This is a genomic window from Cobetia sp. 3AK (genome assembly GCF_029846335.1).
In the GTDB taxonomy this organism is placed as follows: Bacteria; Pseudomonadota; Gammaproteobacteria; order Pseudomonadales; family Halomonadaceae; genus Cobetia; species Cobetia marina.
In genome coordinates, this window is the sequence record NZ_JARWKR010000005.1 from 74,836 (window position 1) to 92,136 (window position 17,301).

Annotated in this window: 10 protein-coding genes; 2 read left to right on the top strand and 8 right to left on the bottom strand. The window is 64.2% G+C overall.

The features are described from left to right. Positions 1–28: 28 nt before the first annotated feature. Both QD228_RS08580 and QD228_RS08585 read left to right on the top strand, forming a co-directional pair. The gene (locus tag QD228_RS08580) at positions 29–1,336 is read left to right on the top strand and encodes an O-antigen ligase family protein (RefSeq protein ID WP_279875175.1); all 1,308 of its coding nucleotides are present in this window, start codon (positions 29–31) and stop codon (positions 1,334–1,336) included. Between the two features lie 114 nt (positions 1,337–1,450). Next, complete coding sequence (locus QD228_RS08585; RefSeq protein WP_279875177.1) at positions 1,451–2,101, top strand: DsbA family oxidoreductase; 651 nt, start codon at positions 1,451–1,453, stop codon at positions 2,099–2,101. A 584-nt stretch (positions 2,102–2,685) separates the two neighbouring features. Here QD228_RS08585 and QD228_RS08590 read toward each other — a convergent pair. From QD228_RS08590 to QD228_RS08625, 8 genes are all read right to left on the bottom strand, one after another. Continuing rightward, positions 2,686–3,195 carry a glycine-rich domain-containing protein-like gene (locus tag QD228_RS08590; RefSeq protein ID WP_279875179.1) on the bottom strand — a complete coding sequence of 170 codons (510 nt, stop codon included), beginning with the start codon at positions 3,193–3,195 and terminating at the stop codon, positions 2,686–2,688. Beyond that, the gene (locus QD228_RS08595) at positions 3,192–3,503 is read right to left on the bottom strand and encodes a hypothetical protein (RefSeq protein WP_176494477.1); all 312 of its coding nucleotides are present in this window, start codon (positions 3,501–3,503) and stop codon (positions 3,192–3,194) included. The genes QD228_RS08590 and QD228_RS08595 overlap by 4 nt, the downstream gene beginning before the upstream one ends. Positions 3,504–3,565: 62 nt before the next feature. Beyond that, positions 3,566–4,342 carry a hypothetical protein gene (locus tag QD228_RS08600; protein ID WP_279875182.1) on the bottom strand — a complete coding sequence of 259 codons (777 nt, stop codon included), beginning with the start codon at positions 4,340–4,342 and terminating at the stop codon, positions 3,566–3,568. After that, positions 4,329–4,688 carry a hypothetical protein gene (locus QD228_RS08605; protein WP_279875184.1) on the bottom strand — a complete coding sequence of 120 codons (360 nt, stop codon included), beginning with the start codon at positions 4,686–4,688 and terminating at the stop codon, positions 4,329–4,331. The genes QD228_RS08600 and QD228_RS08605 overlap by 14 nt, the downstream gene beginning before the upstream one ends. After that, positions 4,685–5,257, bottom strand: a complete 573-nt coding sequence (locus tag QD228_RS08610; RefSeq protein ID WP_279875185.1) for a hypothetical protein — start codon at positions 5,255–5,257, stop codon at positions 4,685–4,687. The genes QD228_RS08605 and QD228_RS08610 overlap by 4 nt, the downstream gene beginning before the upstream one ends. A 435-nt stretch (positions 5,258–5,692) precedes the next feature. Then, the gene (locus QD228_RS08615) at positions 5,693–7,033 is read right to left on the bottom strand and encodes an aminotransferase class I/II-fold pyridoxal phosphate-dependent enzyme (RefSeq protein WP_279875428.1); all 1,341 of its coding nucleotides are present in this window, start codon (positions 7,031–7,033) and stop codon (positions 5,693–5,695) included. Between the two features lie 257 nt (positions 7,034–7,290). Then, positions 7,291–15,480, bottom strand: a complete 8,190-nt coding sequence (locus QD228_RS08620; RefSeq protein WP_279875187.1) for a type I polyketide synthase — start codon at positions 15,478–15,480, stop codon at positions 7,291–7,293. Beyond that, a complete protein-coding gene (locus QD228_RS08625; RefSeq protein WP_279875189.1) occupies positions 15,477–17,228 on the bottom strand; it encodes an LTA synthase family protein in 1,752 nt (583 codons plus the stop codon). Before QD228_RS08625 ends, QD228_RS08620 begins: the two co-directional genes overlap by 4 nt. Positions 17,229–17,301 lie beyond the last annotated feature (73 nt).

Genomic DNA, 17,301 nt, shown 5'->3' on the forward strand with positions numbered 1-17,301 from the left:
AGTCATCACTGGGTCAGGAAGGCCAGGTATGCTGTCATACGATTCCCTCGCTCGTTCAGCTTCATCCCCCGTTCAAGCCGATGTTTCCTCGGTGACGTCGCGCCCCGTGTCCTGCGGCGTTTTCCTGTTCGGTCTGCTCAGTCTGGTCGTGCCCTCTGGCTATAGCATCGGGCCGGCACTGCTGGTGTTGCTCAGTGGCTATGGGTTGCTGCGCGAGTCGCGCACGCTGCTGCGCGCGCCTTGCACGGAGGACGTGACCGTCATCGGCGTGATGGCGGGCCTCGCAGCCTTGTTGCTGCTGAGCATCCTGCTGCAGGGGGATGCGTGGCAGACGGCAGGCGTGCCTATCCGCCTGTTGCTGGCTGTGCCGGTGCTGTTGCTGGTGTTGTCGTGTCCTCCGTCGCTGGGGGCGATGTGGGGTGGGTTGATCCTCGGCAGCGTGCTGACCGGCAGCTGGGCGATGTGGCAGAAGCTGGTGTGGGGTGTGCACCGCGCCGGTGGCTTTACCAACACCATCAATTTCGGCGATATCTGCATGTTGATGGGGCTGATGTGTCTCGCGGGACTTGGCTGGGCCATGAGTCAGGCAGGTGCCCGGCGGCGCTATTGGATACTGGCGCTGCTGGTTGGCGGGGCGTTCGGCATCATCGGCTCGTTGATGTCGGGGACACGCGGCGGTTGGATCGGCTTTCCCTTCGCGGCCTGGGTGCTGTATCGCAGTTATGGTGAGGTGATTTCACGCCGTGTGCTCAGGCTGGGCGTCTTCATGTGCGCCGGGGTGATCGCCTTGATGGTGATGACGCCGGCCACCGGTATCCAGCAACGTGTCGAAGCCGGTGTCTCGGATGTCACGAAGTACGTGGAGGACCGCAATGCCGGCACCTCCGCGGGGGCGCGACTCGAGATGTGGCGGGGGGCTCTACTGATGATCGCCGAGCAGCCGTGGCTGGGCAGGGGCGAGACGGGGTATGCCGAGGCGCGTGATGCGATGATCGAGCGGGGAGAGCTCAGTCGCCATGTCCAACCTTATGAGCATCCCCACAACGAGTTTCTCGATGCCTGGGTCAAGCGTGGGGTACTGGGCTTGCTGGCGTTGCTGGCACTCTATCTGGTGCCGCTGCGACTCTTCTATCGTCGCCTGGACAGCGACGACCTGACATTGCGCTCACTGGCTGTCGCCGGCGTGCTGCTGCCGCTGACCTTCCTCGACTTCGGGATGACCTGGGTGATGTTTTCCCAGGCCAGCGGCGTGATGGTCTACGCCTTCTGGCTGGCGATCGTGTGGGGCACGCTGCGGGCCCACGAACGACGCCTCGAGACACTGCAGGCACCCTGAGAGTATTTTGACCTGCGAAGGTGACAGGTCTACAGTACGCGCAAAATTTGAGCAATCGCTCACGACTATTCACGTGGGGTGAAGGAGGCTGCTTCACCGCTCAGGAGAACTGACATGCAAGACAAGCTCAAGATCGACATCGTCTCCGACGTGATGTGCCCGTGGTGCGTGATCGGCTACAAGCGCCTCGAGAGCGCCATTCAGTCACTTGGCCTGGAAGATAGCGTCGAGATCGAATGGCAGCCCTTCGAGCTGAATCCGGACATGCCGGCACACGGCGAGAATCTGCGCGCCCATATCGAGCGCAAGTACGACACCACGCCCAAGGCCAGTGCCGAGGTACGTCGCAATCTGACCGCTCTGGCAGCCGAGGAAGGCCTGGTCTTCAATTTCTTCGACGACATGCGCATGGTGAATACCCTCGAGCTCCACGTCCTGCTCGAGTACGCCGCCGAACAGGGCATGCAGCATGACCTGATGATGCAGTTCTACGCTGACTACTTCACCTTGCAGAAGGACATGTCGGACCGCGCCGTGATGGCGGACTCTCTGGCCGCGGTCGGGCTGGATGCCACCGAAGGGCTGGCACAGCTGGACGACCCGGAAGCCCTCCAGCAGGTAAGGGCGCGCGAAGCCCATTGGCAGCAGATGGGTATCTCCAGCGTGCCGACCTTCGTCTTCAATCGTCGCAGCGCTCTGAACGGGGCCCAGCCTAAAGAGGTGTTCGAGCAGGTGTTGAGCGAGCTTTCGGGAGATCAGGCTTGAGCCTCACCGAATGAGATGTCACTGAGGCACTGATTTCGGTAGTGACGATCCCGTGACAAAAACGCGGCCCCGCTTTTCAGCAGGGCCGCGTTTTTCGTTCTGGGGTGTGTCAGTCACTCAGCTGAGTTCGGACACACTACCTTCAAGCACGCTTGGGCGGGTTGTTGCCACGGCGACCGCCGGAGGGATTGCTGGTCGTGCTCGGTCCGTTCGGCACTTTCGGAGCCGGGGCTTTGCGTGCAGGGGCTTTAGGCGCCGGAGATTGCGCCTTCTTGGGCGGGTTGTTGCCACGGCGACCGCCGGAGGGGTTGCCGGTCGTGCTCGGTCCGTTCGGCACTTTCGGAGCCGGGGCTTTGCGAGCAGGGGCTTTAGGCGCCGGAGATTGGGCCTTCTTGGGCGGGTTGTTGCCACGGCGACCGCCGGAGGGATTGCCGGTCGTGCTCGGTCCGTTCGGCACTTTCGGAGCCGGGGCTTTGCGTGCAGGGGCCTTGGATGCTGGAGCGTGAGTCTTGGTCGTGTTTTTCATTGTCTTGGATCTCTTTGTATCGATTGTTTGAAATAGTTTTGAGTAGGCTGCCGGTCTATTACTTACAAGCCCCAGGGCCCCCGCGACAGGCGCATGCGGATGGGACGTGACACTTATGGTCGCCACCACAACGCATCGCCTGTGATTCAGTGCCGCCACCCGGGTAGGCGCCAAAGTGTTTTTCATACAGCGCTACCGTCTGTGCAAAGGCATCCTTCAATTGCTGGTAGTCGTCTTCACCGTAGATACCGAAGTAGGGGTAGTGGTCAATGAAGCGACCGAATACCTGGTGGCAGTCTTCGCGGTAAGCACGTGTGTCCAGGATGTGTGCATGCCATAAGGTATCGACCTCCTTGCTGGGCACGAGCGAGACAGCAGGATAGAAGGCCTTGAGTGACAGGAAGCGGCGATACTCACGCTCCGCCTTGTCCCAGGCTTCCACCGACATTTCGGCTTCGCTGGAGGCCGTGTACTTGTGCTTCAGACGAGCAAGGTCGAGACGGCTGACATTGATGTCCAGTCCGTGACGATCCACGCGGGGTTGGTTCAGAGAAACGATGGCATTCATGAGCATGACTCCTGTGAGGGGGGATTGCAGAACTTGATGTCCCGCCTTCGTTTCATCTCACGGTCGAAACTCTGACGACTGATCAGGGCGCAGGGCTCATAGCCATTGGCAGTCAGCTGGTAAAGCAGACGCCAGGCATGTCCGATCTTGAAGCGCAGATAGCCCTTGCGGCAGCGCAGGCGTTTTCCGCCAAGTGATCGGTAGGGCGTGCCATTGGCCATGGCGTGATCAATCTGGATGGCCTTGGACTGGTAGCAGCGGCTGACCTCATGGGGACAGCGGGCGAGGATGGTATCGATGGTTGGCATGACTGGCTCCGTCTTGGTTGACGAAACCAGTATTTATTTGTGGATTCCACAACACGCATGCTTCAACAATCTTTTTTGCGGAAGGTGTCCAGCAGTGCGTCGAAGGAGGAAGCGTCCTTGTATTGACGGAGGATCAGGCCGCGATACTTCACCAGCATCTCGTTGTCCGTCTTCAGCTGGCATGCCTGCTGGTGGGCTTCCTGAAGATCTCCCCTGAAGTAGGCAGCCATCATGCTATCCCCCTGGGAGAGGGCCGCTGTCTGAGCGGCCAGTCCCTTGAGTACGTTGCCCTGCAGGTGACCGAGGCCCATCTGCGGTAACGCATCGGCAAAGGGGTTGGGCAATTCCTCTGACGTGAGATCAGCATCAGGCAATCTATCCAGCAGGTGAATCAGCTCCTGACGCAACAGGCCAAGTCCTGCCAGTGATTGGCGCTCGAAGAACAGCTCACGTGCCCACTCGACCAGCTCCTGTCGCCTGGTTTTCTGCTCCAGGAGCTGAATGACGAGCTTTGGCTCACCGAAGATTCCCTGAAGCAGGATGGCATTCCAGAGAAGCGTGATGTCGCCTGGGTGGATTTGCACCCGGTTCCGGCTGTCACAGCCATGCCCGAGCGGTGTGTAATCCAGGCGCAGGTGTTGCGTCTTGCTGCGGTCGGGTTTGCGACAGACATCGTCCTTTTGCTTGAGAGAAGGACTCAGTGCATTGACCAGTGTCTTGATCGAGTTCAGGAGCTTGCCATGCTGACTGAGGGGCTTGCTCAAGCCTACCTTGCGGCAGAGCAAGTCCTCGTATACAGACGATATTTCGCGCCAGTTACCCTTGTCAGCTTCGCTCACAGGAGAACTCCAGCAACTCGTTGACCGAGATGCGCTCGCTGTAGCCAACCGACATCTCCGCTATCTTCTGAGCCTGAGTGAACCAGTCATGGGAGTAACATCTGTCATGACGACGATACTCATCCAGCACGCCCATGCAGTATCCTGCTTGCAGGGCTTCCGAGACACTTGTCGTGACACCTGCCAGCAGGTTCTGTTTATCTCTCTCGGCATAGATTCCCACCAGCTCGTTGCAGCTCTGGATCAGGCGTTCCGAATGCTTGTTGGCCCGGGCAGGCGTGGCCGAGGTGAATGCCAGCGTCACGAGGAAAGCGATGAATGAGTATTGACCGTATGGGGTTTTCACAGTGTGGGCTCCTTGAAAGTATCACTCGTGGCTGAATCAGCCTCATCGGGGGAAAGAGAGGGCCTTTCGTCCTGCTGCTCATCTTTCGTCGCTGTGCTGCGGAGCCCAGTAGGTGCTGCCAGATAGAGGGCAATCAGCAACGTGGCGTAAGTGGCCAGTTTGACGAGCGGATCATCTTCGAGAAGATACTGCTTCGGGAGCGCTTCATATTCTGACTGCCAGAGAAATATTTCACACAGGCCAATCACGACCAGTTCCACCACCGTGAGGATTCCCAGAGACACCAGCAAGCGACTGGCCCCTTTCCAGAAGCCTGTCGAGAAATGCTGGCAGTAATGGACATGACGCCACACCAGCAGGCCTGACAGCACCACGAATGCCCATTCCAGGAGTGACATGTCAGCCAGGCCTTCACCGTACTCGAAGATGGCGAAAGGGAGTAGAACCACTATCATCAGGCCGGTGAGCCAGAGCAGGAGGGTCTTGAGGGTATTCAATATCTGACAGAGGATTCGTGAGACCCCATTGTCGATTTTCCCAGTCAGGGAGAGATTTCCAGATTGAGACATCGTGCATACGTCCATGTAATCGTTGCATGAGTGTAGATATGACTTCGTGATGCGCTTATCACTTTCATGTCCCTGAAAGTTCTGTATAAAAGATGTCAAGGAACCATGTCAGTCATTGGCGTGATCATCTCAGCGAGAATATACAGGATACGATAACGAGTTGCGGGATTATTTTGGTTATTGGCCAAGAGTTTAATTTACGAAATACTGATTTATTTGAATGGAAAATATTGGCATCACCAATTGTCAGGTATCAGGACGATATTGAACGGTGTTTGAAGTGACAGGATCAGATACTCGTTTCGCAATGGCTGTATAGAGTGAACGCATACCCCATGACGCACGCGGCCCCGCTTTTCAGCAGGGCCGCGTTTTTCGTTCCGGGGGTGTGAACTGGCAGAACTGGCCGATCCGTCACGTGTGGGCTGACAACCCTCAGAGCCCTGCCTTGATGTCGCTCAGCTGCTGGATGAGGGTCTCGAGGACGGCGTCCACTTGGGTTTCGGTGTGCTCGCAGGAGAGGAAGAAGCGCAGACGGGCGCTCTTCTCCGGCACGGCGGGGTGCAGGATGGGCTGGACGTTGAAGCCGGCCTCGAACAGCTGGTTGGAGAGGCGCGCGGCCACCAGGGAGCTGCCGAGGATGACAGGCACCACCGCGACGCCCAGGCTGTCCCCGACATCCAGCCCCAGCGCACGGGCGCGCGTGAGGAAGTAGCCGGAGACGGCATGCAGGCGAGCGATGCGCTGTCTGGCATCGTCGCCCTGGAGCAGTTCGAGGATCTTCAGCGACGGGGCGGCGACCTGTGCCGGCATGCCCACCGAGTAGAGGAAGCCCGGCGCGAAGTAGCGCAGCATGCTGACCAGTTCCTTGCAGCCGGCGATGTAGCCACCGCAGCCGGACAGCGTCTTGCTCATCGTGCCCATCCAGATATCGACGTCACGCGCAGCGATGTCGAAGTGCTCCCTCAGGCCGAGCCCACGCTCCCCGAGCACGCCGAAGGAGTGGGCTTCATCGACCATCAGCCAGCAGCGGTACTGTTGCTTGAGGGCGATCAGGCGCGGCAGGTCCGGCACGTCGCCGTCCATGCTGTAGAGGCCTTCGGTGACGATCAGCACGCGCTCGAACTTGCCGCGCTGACTGCTGAGCAGGGCTTCCAGCGCGTCCGGGTCGTTGTGCGCGAAGGGCATGCGACGAGCGCCGGAGAGTTGAGCGCCGACCAGCGAGCTGTTGTGGATCCACTCGTCATGCAGGATGAGGTCCTTCGGGCCGAGCAGATAGCCTAGCGTGGACACGTTGGTGGCATGACCGCTGACGAACACCACCGCATCCTCGACCTCGTAGGTGCGCGCCACCGCCGCTTCCAGCTCGCGATGGATCGGACGCTCACCGGAGACGGCGCGTGAGGCCGACACCGAGGTACCGTAATGGGCCGCCGCCTCGGCCGCGGCCTTGATCACCTCGGGATGACGGGAATAGTCGAGGTAGTTGTAGCTGGCGAAGTTGACCAGCTCGCGCCCATCGATGCGCGTGGTGGCGCCAGCGCAGCCTTCATGCACGCGGAAGAAGGGCTCCGGCACGCCGAAGGCGGCGCCGGCCTGCTGCATCATGCTCAGCTGCTGATAACCGGGCTGGCGATCGAAGCGCACGAAGTCATCGCTGATCTCCAGTGGAGCGGTTGTCCTGTGCGCGAAGATGTCGTCTTCGGGGCCTTGAGCCTGTGCGGCGGTGGGGCGGGTACGGCGTGCACGGGCCTTGTCCAGCAACTGCTGTTTCATGTCACTGGCGGAAGATCCGGGGGTATGACGTGATGCCAAGAGTCGAATTCCTTTCACGATGTTGCTGACCCAAAAACGGGCGCGAGAGCCGTGGCTCCCCGCCCGTCGGGTACGTGATGCATGTCGGCGCCGCCGTTGGAAGCGACGCGAACCTGTGACGATATGACTGGGACGTTACGGCAAGACGGGAGCCGGCGCCAGTCTCGCCTCGCCGTCACCGTCCTGCCGTCTTCGTCCGCGTCTCATCCTCCCGGCGGCTACTTGCTGACCATCTCGCCGCGCTCACCCTGGGGAATGGCATCGCCACCGTGCTGCTTGACCAGCTGCGCCATGGCCTGATCTTCACTGCTGCTCTCGGCGTCCTCGCCATCGGCCGCGCTCATCTTGTGCATCAGACGCTCTGCCAGACGCCACAGGGTGGCAGCCTCGCTGATCATCATCACCGGGATGCTGATGCCCAGACGCGCCTCCACCGCCGTCATCAGCTCGACCCCCATCAGCGAGTCGAAGCCCATGTCATAGACGCTCTTGTTGACGTCGATGGCGGCCACATCGATCAGCAGGATCTTGCTCAGCTCGCCCTTGAGGATCTCGACGATGGCGGTCTGCAACGCCTCACCGCTCAAGCCGGCCAGGGCCGCGGCGATATCGTCCTGCTGCGCCTGACTGCCGTCATCGTCTCCGGCGCGCCGTGCGATCTCGTCAAAGCGCGGTGTCGCGGCCGTGGGCAGGAAGCGCGTCAGCGCTCCCCATTCCAGCTCCAGCACGCCCAGCGAGCGACCCGGCTTGCCGAGTGCCAGCGCCTGCTGATCCGTCACGATCATCTCGCTGAGGCAGGCCAGGGCGTGATCCGCCATCAGCGCATCGCCGCCCAGACGATTCTTGAGCGCTTCGCGAGTCTTCTCGTTGCGCGCCAGGAAGCCGGCATCCTCGATCGCCCCCCAGCGGGCACAGGTGGCTGGCAGGCCACGCGCACGACGACTGGCGGCGAGCCCTTCCAGCCAGTGATTGGCTGCCACATAGACACTCTGACCGGGATTGCCGAACAGCGTGGTTGCCGAGGAGTAGAGCACGAAGAAGTCCAGTGGCTGGTTCGCGCTCAGGCGATCCAGCAGTCGTGCGCCCTCGAGTTTCGGTGTCATCACCCGCTGGATGCGCTCGGCGTCCAGATGGCGGATCAGCGCATCGTCGATCACCGCCGCGGCATGGATGATGCCCTTGAGCGGCGCGATGGCATCTTTCGCCTCACTGGCATCCGCCGACGTGACGAAGCGTGAGAACACGGCCGTGAGCGCCGCTTCATCGGCGACATCGCAGGCCAGCGCATGCACGCGCACGCCTTGTGCCTCGAGACGCGCGACACCTGCCTGAGCCTCGTCACTGGCAGCGCCGGAGCGCCCCAGCAACACCAGTTCACGCGCGCCTTGTGCGGCCAGCCACTCGGCGCTGCGCAGTCCGAAGCCCCCGAGACCGCCGGTGACCAGATAGCTGGCTGTCGGGTCGAGACTCAGCTCGCCGGACTGACTCAGCTCGCCGGACTGCATGGCCGCCAAGCCGCCGGCGGTCATGCCAGAAGTCCCGGAACCGGCGGGAGCAGATTGCGCCTCGCTCAGCGGTGCCGCGAGGGAGCGCTGGGTGACCACCACCTTGCCGATCTGACGGGCCTGCTGCATGTAGCGGAAGGCTTCCACCACCTGGCTGGCATCGAAGGTGGTGTAGGGCAGCGGTGCGAGGGTGCCATCCTCGAACAGCGCCATCATCTCGCGGAACAGACGCGTGGTCAGGCCCGGGCATTCCTTCATCAGCTGATCGGAGTCGATACCGAAGTAGCTCAGGTTGTTGCGGAACGGACGCAGCCCCATCGGGGTGTTCTCGTAGAAGTCACGCTTGCCCAGCTCACAGAAGCGCCCGAAGGGCTTGAGCACGCGCAGATTCTGGACGATGGCCTCACCGGCCAGCGAGTTGAGCACCACGTCGACCCCGCGTGCATCCACGCTTGGATCGCGCTGCTGGCGGGCGGCGAGATCGGCCAGGATATCCTCCGCGAAGCCGTGGCTGCGCGAGTCATAGACGTTCTCGATGCCCATCAGCGCCAGGAAGTCACGCTTGGCGGGCGAACCGACGGTGGCGAACACCTCGGCGCCCAGCCACTCGGCGATCTGCAGCGCCGCGATGCCCACGCCCCCGGCAGCCCCGTGGATCAGCACCTTCTCGCCGGCTTCCAGACGCGCCAGATGCTTGAGGGCGTAGTAGACGGTGAAGAAGGTGGTCGGGATGGTCGCTGCCGCTTCCAGACTGACGCCCTGAGGCACGCGGGCCAGCGCGGTATCCGCGATCACCAGACGGTCGGAGAAGCTGGCGGGGCCGAAGCCGACCACCCGCTCACCGACCGCGAATTCGGCGTTGTCACCGGCACGTGTCACCACACCGGAGAATTCGAGCCCCAGGCTCGGGCCGGAGAAGCCGTGCTCGATGGCTTCATCCGACAGCAGCCCCAGGGTGTACATCACGTCGCGGAAGTTGAGGCCGGTGGCCTCGACACGTACCTCGACGTCACCGCGTGCCACCTCGGGCAGGCGACGCGGCTGCCACTCGAGATTACGCAGCTGGCCCGGCTGACTGAAGCCCAGACTCACGCTGCGGCGATCCTGCCTGGCTGTCTCGCTCTGGCCTGCCGCCGTCTCGTGGGACGCCTGCTCGTCGGTCATCGCGAGCCTTGCCTGTGCAGGGGCTGTCACCTGACGCAGGCGTGTCGCGAAGCGGGCGCCATTGGCATCCAGCACGACTTCCTGCTCGTGATCCGGGGCTTCGACTTCCTGTACCAGCGCGTTGATCAAGGCTGACGTGCTGACGGCGTCGCTTCCCAGTACCGGCGTGTCAAGCAGGCGGATATCCAGTGACTGGCTCTCGTTGGCCAGGCTGCGCGCAAAGCCCCAGCTGGCGGCATCGGCAGGCGCCTCGGTGGCAGTCGTATCCCCCGAGGGCGGCGATTGCCACATGGCGGCCACATCATGCGTGAGCACCCACAAGGTCGGCGCCACCAGACTGTCATCCTCTTCCTGCGCCGCCTCGAAGGCCTGGGTGATCTCGGTGAGCAGCTGCTGGCGGGTACATTGCCGGGCGTTGGCGGCAGCGGCGTCGCTGGCCTTGGCCGGCAGCGCGACCAGATGATCGACGCTCGAGAAGCGAGCGAACAGCGCCTCCGGGGTGTCTTGCGGCGGCAGCGTCACGTGCGCCACCTGATGGCCTCGCGCCTCCAGGGACTGCGACAGTGACGAGATCAGCGCCTGGTCCGCAGCCGCCTGTGGGGTATCCAGCAGCGCGATCTTCATAGACGTCTGTGGCGCATCTGACTGAGCGGAGTCCTCGACCATCGCCTTGCTCGCGGCCAGCCACCAGGCACCGGACATCGGCGTCGTGCTGGTGTCCGTCGCCGGCAGGCTCAGGCCAAGCTGGCCGAGCAGGCGCTGCCACTGGACCATGCCCGGATGACTGCGCAGCTGCTCGCCATCATCCAGTGCCAGTATCGGGCCGCTCCAGGCGGCAGGTTCACAGCCACACAGCAGGACCTCTGCGCCGGGGGCCAGGCGCTGCACCAGCTGACTGAGCAGCTCGCGGGCCTGAGACGGCGCTTCCATGTCCAGATGCACGATGGCGATCTGCACCGGCGCCTGGGGGCTTTCCCAGCCCTCGCTGGTGGTGACATCGATCAGCGGCAGGTCTTCCTGCAGGCGCTGGGCCTCGCCGAGCGCACTCTGGCTGGCGGCGAGGAAGGTGTAATCCAGCGCATCGAAAGACGGTTCACGCCGGTCGGCGAGACGCAGTGCTTCCAGTCGCTGTCCCAGCCACGGGCCGCCGGCACCGAGTTCCAGCACCGACAGACGCTGGCCGGCGGGCAGTTCACTCAGGCTGCGGGCGAGACGTTGATCCAGCTGCGCGCTCAGCCACTGCCAGCCGGCATTGCCGACGGCGGTCTTGAGCAGGGTGGGGATCAACGGCTGGCGCAACTGTGCCAGTGCCGCTTCGGCGTCCTGGGTGAGGGTGTCAGTGGCGAGTCCCTCCACGCCGGAGACTTGAGCGGTAGGCGAGCGCTGCTCGGCCTCGTCGAGGACATCGGTGGCGTCAGTTTCGGACCCGGACCCGGACCCGGACCCGGACCCGGACTCAGACCCAGGCCCGGCCAACGGTGTGCCGCTTATCGGCATGCCACGGTTGAGCCATTCGTCCAGGTGCAGATGCAGACGGCCTGCCGCATGCGTCAGCGGGAACTGCCCCGGATAGTCACGGACCAGCAGCTGCCAGATGTCGCGGGCCGCCGGCAGGTCCAGCGGGTGAATCTGCCAGTCGCCGCTCTCGCGGGATTCGGTCAGACCCTGGGCGCTGGCCCAGTCGAGCAGCACGCGGGTGAACAGCGGGCTACGGCGCTGCCAGCGAGATAGCGCTTCGTGATCCAGATGCGGGGCTGCCGGATCGCCCGGCGCCGCGTGGCGCATCAGTGTCTCGTGCACGCTGGCGAGCATCAGGCTGTCGAGCAGCGGCTCCAGCTCATCACGGAAGCGGTGGCTGTCTTCCAGCGGATGAGTGGTGTCGTCGCTGTGGGCAAGCTCGGGCGCCATCGCCTCGGCGACCAGCGACTCCAGCGCCAGGGCGGCGGCAGGGCGCGGACTCAACGGATGCGGCGCCGCCGTCAGGGCGATATCCAGATAATCGAGGTGGGCCGTGCCATCGCGACCCAGCCGCACGGCCCGGAAGCGCGCTTCCTCGGCAACGGCCACGGCGCGCCCGTCAGCATCGTACAGCTCGAAGTCGGCGCACAGCGAATGCGGGCCGCGCGAGCGCAGGACCACGCGGGCGGTAGTGATCTGTGAGGCACGTACCTGCTCACGCACCTGCAGGCGGCCGACCCGCACCGGCACGAAGGCCATGCCATCGCTGGCGGCCGTCTGGCCCTGGAGCACGCCCAGCAGCGGGATGAACAGCTGGAAGGCGCTGTCGAGCACCCCGGGGTGCAGGTGGAAGTCACCGTCCTGCATGAGCATTTCCGGGGTCAGCGCGAAGCGCGCCAGCACCTGCGGATGCGGGGCTGCGCCGACGGTGTGCCTGTTGACTGCGCCTTCGCTGCCATGCTCGACCCAGATCTGCTCGGCGGCGCGGAAGTGCGGGCCGTAGTGCAGGCCCAGCCGGGCGGCGGCCGCGATGTGGGCCTCGCGATCCAGGTCGGCGGCACGCGCAGGCAACGCCGGGGCGCGACGCTCCAGCAGACGGCCACGTGTGGCCGTAAAGGCGCGCGCTACCGCATGCAGGTTCCACTTGTCGGCATCTTCGGCGCGGGTCTCGCGGCTTTCCAGACGCATGGCACCGTTGCGGCTGTCCAGTGACAGGCGCGTCAGGCGCAGAGTGGTGTCATCGAGCAGCAGCGGGGCGCGAATCTCGAAGTCCTCGAGATCCAGCACGTCGGGCAGGGAATCCTCCTCCGCGCTGGCGGCCTGCCATTCGTGGGCGGCCGCCAGACACTGCTCCAGATAGCCGGCACCCGGGAAGACGGCACTTTCGCCGACCTGGTGATCGGCCAGCCACGCGACCTTGCGGGTATCGAGCTGCGCCTCCCAGGTGAGCTGCTGCTGAGCGAGACGATAGCCGAGCAGCGGATGCACGTAATGGCGTTCCAGCAGGCGCTGGCCTTCGCTGGTGGTCTTCACCCAGCACGGCGTGCGCTGCCAGGGATAGGTCGGCAGGTCGACGAAGCGACCGGCCACCGGGAACAGACGAGTGAGATCCACCGCACCGGAGAGCAGCAGGCGGCCGCGCAGATGCTCCAGCGCCTCCAGGCCATCATGACGGCGCTCCAGACTGGCCAGCACCTGTCCCGCCGGCGCCTCGTCACTGCGGGCCTTGAGGACATCATTCAGATAGCTGCGCAGAATCGGATGGGCACCGATCTCGACCAGCAGACGATGACGGCCAAGGTCCGCCACGCTGGCGGACTGCCAGCTGACCAGACGCGTGACGGCGGCCTCGAACTGCACCGGCTGACGGATGTTCTCCCACCAGTAGCTGGCGTCCAGGCGCTCGCCTTCGATCACGCTGCCGGTGACGGTGGAGAGGAAGGGAATGCGGGTGGCGCGGGGCGTCAGCCCTTCGAGCGAGGCGAGCAGGCCGTCCTTGATCGGGTCCATCGCCGGGCTGTGGAAGGCATAGTCGAGCCCCAGCACGCGGGCGAAGGTGCCCTGTGCGGAAAGCTCGGCACTCAGGGCCTCGAGGCGTTCGCGGTCGCCGGCCAGCGTGGTGCCGCGCGGGCCGTTGATGCCGGCCAGTGACAGCGAGGCCCATTGTGGCTGTTCCAGCCACTCGCACATCTCGCTCTCACCCAGCCCCACCGCCATCATCGCGCCGCTGCCGCGGGTGCGTCCCTGATGGTGGCTGCGCTGGAAGATGACACGGGTCGCCTGCTCGAGGCTCAAGGCACCGCTGGCCCAGGCCGCCGCCACTTCGCCCACGCTGTGGCCGGTGACGGCCACCGGCTGGATGCCGCGTTCGATCAGCCATTCGGTGATCGCCACCTGCAGGGCGAACAGGGTCGGTTGGGCGATCTCGGTGGCGTCGAGGCGGTTCTCGCCGTCCTCGGCCAGGCTGCCGTCCAGTTCCTTGAGCAGCTCGAAGCCATTGAACTCGCGGAAGGCCGCATCCAGTCGGGTCAGGCAGGCGCGCACGCTGGCGGATTCCTGCATCAGGGTGCGACCCATGCCGGCCCACTGACAGCCATTGCCGGAATACACGAACACCGGCCCACGCTCGCGAGTGAGGGAGGGCGCGCCGGCCGCCTTGCGCGGCGAGGCACCGTTGTCACTCTCGGCGGGCAGCGGGGCGAGGCGGTCCGCCAGGGTGATGCGCGGATGATCGCCAAGCGCAGCCTCACCGCCCAGGGTGTCGAGGTCCTCGATCAGCTGCTCCAGGCTGTCGGCACTCAGCAGCGCGCCGTGCACGTGATGCTCACGGCGGGCCGCCAGGTGCCAAGCGAGGTCGTAGAGGCTCGGGGCGGCATCGTGCGCCTGCGTCTCACGCAGGTGCTCGGCCAGCTCGCGCGCCATCTGTCTGAGCGCCTCGGGGGAGCGGGCGCTCAGGCGCAGCGGCGGCGTCTGATCGCCGTCTGCCGTCGGTTGCGCTACCGCCGGTTCGGGGGCACTTTCCAGCAGCACGTGGGCGTTGGCGCCGCCGAAACCGAAGGAGTTGACCCCGACCACCAGACGGCCGGAGGCCTTGAGCTTGCGCGGCTGGGTGACGATGTCGAGATTCCACTCGTCGCTGCGAATCTTCGGATTCAGACGCTGGATCTTGATGGTGGCCGGCACCTCGCGATGGGCGATCACGCCCAGCGCCTTGGCCAGCCCCGCCACGCCGGAGGCCGTCTCCAGGTGGCCCATGTTGCTCTTGATCGAGCCGATCGGCAGCGGGCTTGAGCGCTTCTGGCCGATGGCGGCACCGATGGCGCGGGTTTCCAGCGGGTCACCGACGGCGGTGCCGGTGCCGTGGGCCTCGAGATAATCGATCTCGTCAGGCGTCACGCCGGCCAGTTCACAGGCGCGCTCCATCAGCTGGATCTGCGCGGCGGGATTGGGCACGGTCAGGCCGGACTTGTAGCCATCGGTATTGACCACCGAGGAGGCGACGACGGCGAGGATGCGGTCGCCATCGGCGAGTGCCTGATCAAGGTCCTTGAGCAGGAAGATGCCGCCGCCCTCGGAGCGCGCGTAGCCATCGCCCGCCTCATCGAAGACCTGACAGCGGCCGGTCTTCGAGAGCATGGTGGCCTTGGAGAAGATCAGGAAGCCGTAAGGGTGCAGGTGCAGGCTGATGCCGCCGGTCAGCGCCATGTCGGTCTCGCCGCTGCGGATCGACTGGCAGGCCTGATGGAAGGCGACCAGCGACGAGGAACAGGCGGTATCCAGTGACAGGCTCGGCCCATGCAGGTCAAAGGCATAGGACAGGCGGTTGGAGGCCACGCTGGAGGTGTTGCCGGTGGCGGTATTCGGGCCGATGGCGCTCAGGTCATCCGCCATGCGATAGGAATAGTCGAGACTCGCCACGCCCATGAAGACGCCACAGCGCGAGCCGCGCATCTTCTCGGCGGGAATGCCGGCGTGCTCGATGGCCTCCCAGCTCATCTCCAGCAGCATGCGCTGCTGAGGGTCCATGTTGGCGGCTTCGCGTGGGCTGATGCCGAAGAACGCCGGGTCAAAGCCCGAGATGTCGCCCAGCGAGCCAGCGGCGAAGCTGTAGCTCATCCCCGGTGCCTTCTTGTCCGGGTGCAGGAGGGAGTCCTTGCTCCAGCGGTCATCGGCGACTTCGGTCACCATGTCCTTGCCGGCCAGGAGGTCGTCCCACAGAGTGGCCTGAGTGGTGCCGGGGAAACGGCTGGCAGCGCCGATGATGGCAACGCGTCGGGTCATGAGAGGCTCCTGAACTTCTGAGTCGCGGCGCTGTGGCGAGCATGACGGGCGGTCGCCTCCAGCAGCGCACTTCCTAATGTGTCGATATTGGTGACGCGCGGGTCGCCCTTGCGGCATTGCTCGTCAGTCTTGAAAGGCCCGTCGCAGTCGAGGGCCCATTCCATCAGCTCCGGGTCCTCGTCGCGCACTGTCGCCATGGTCTGGCGTGCGGTGTCGTCGGATTCCGGCAGGGCGCTGGACCAGATGAAGCCATCGGTCACGCCATTGGGTTCTCCCAGGGTCGCGTAGACCTCGGGCATGATCGGTACGTGATCCCCATAGAAACACAGCAGCCCACCGCGCGGCAGTCTGGAAAGCGCCGTGGTCAGCTGGCCGATCATCGCATCGGCGTTCACCAGGTGACGCAGATAGATGCCGAGCTCCTGACAGTTGTCCGGCAGATCGCCGTCATGCCACTCCGTCAGGCGAGCCGTGTCCAATGTCTCCAGATGCAGCGGCCCGTGATTCTCCATGGTGATCACCTGGATGAACAACGGGGTATCGCCCGCGGCCAGCAGACAGTCTTCCACCTTGGCGGCCACGGCGGCATCGCTGATGTACTGACCACACCTGTCGGCATCGCTGAAGTGCGCGATGTCGAGGAACTCATCGAAGCCCATGCGCTTGAGCACCTGATTGCGCAGATAGAAGGTGCCCGGATACGGGTGGATGCACAGGGTGCGATAGCCCAGCGCCTTGTAGCTGGCGGCCAGGTTGGAGACATCACGCCTGGCCAGCTGGTGGTAGGGGTTGAACATGTGCACGCCGAGCTGCTCGGCGGTCAGGCCGGTGAGGAAGGCCGTCTCGGTGCGCACGGTATTGGCGCCCCAGGCCGGTACGGCCAGCCGCCCGCAGGGCAGCCCCTGAGACAGGGCGGTGAAGTGACAGCGGTCCAGATTCGGCAGCAGGTCATCGCGCACCTTGGGGTAGACGCGGCGCGCATCGAAGAAGGATTCGCTCTGAACGCTCACCACGTGGGGCAGACAGCCTGGTGCAGCTTCGTTGCCGATCGCCTCCAGCGCCTCACGCGCCGACTGCCCAGCCGCCTGCAGGGGATCGTGATCCGGCATCAGCGGACGACGGGCCAGGCGAGCGTATGCCAACAGATAGGCGACCATGCCGCGCTCACGCAGGTCATATTCCGGGAACAGCATGATGTCTCGAGTCAGTCGATTGCCGAGCGCATAGGTCATGGCGCCGCTCGCCAGCAGCAGGGCGACCAGCGGTACCAGCCAGGCGCTGGTGTCATCGGCGTAGCGCGCAGAGAACCCCAGCGCGGGTTCCAGCCACAGACCCGTCCCGATCGCCAGTGCGCCGGCGCAGAGGGCGGCAATCGTCAGGCCGATGCCGAAGAAGGGGATATACAGCCGGGGATGCTTGATGGCGTCGGTGAAATACTCGAAGTCCTGGCTCAGGAAAGGCTCACGCAGCGAGACGTATTTGGTTTGACTGACCTGCAGCACCACCAGCCACAGGGCATTGACGACCACCACGGAAAACCACGGGCGTTGCGTGATCAGGGTGCAGAGCGCCCAGCTCGCGCACCAATACCCCACATGGGCGAGCTGGGCGCTCCAGGACCGGCGCCAGAAGACCACCGGTGCCGAGTCCATCTGGCGCAGGATCAGATGCTCCAGCACCAGCGTGACCAGCAGCCCTGCCAGCAGCGGCCAGACCATGAAAGACACGAACGCAATGACAAACTCCATGTAATGCCGACCTCGTTAGCGCTGCCACGGCAGCAGCGGTGTAATGTTCTGGCGCAGATCGCGACCGTCTGGA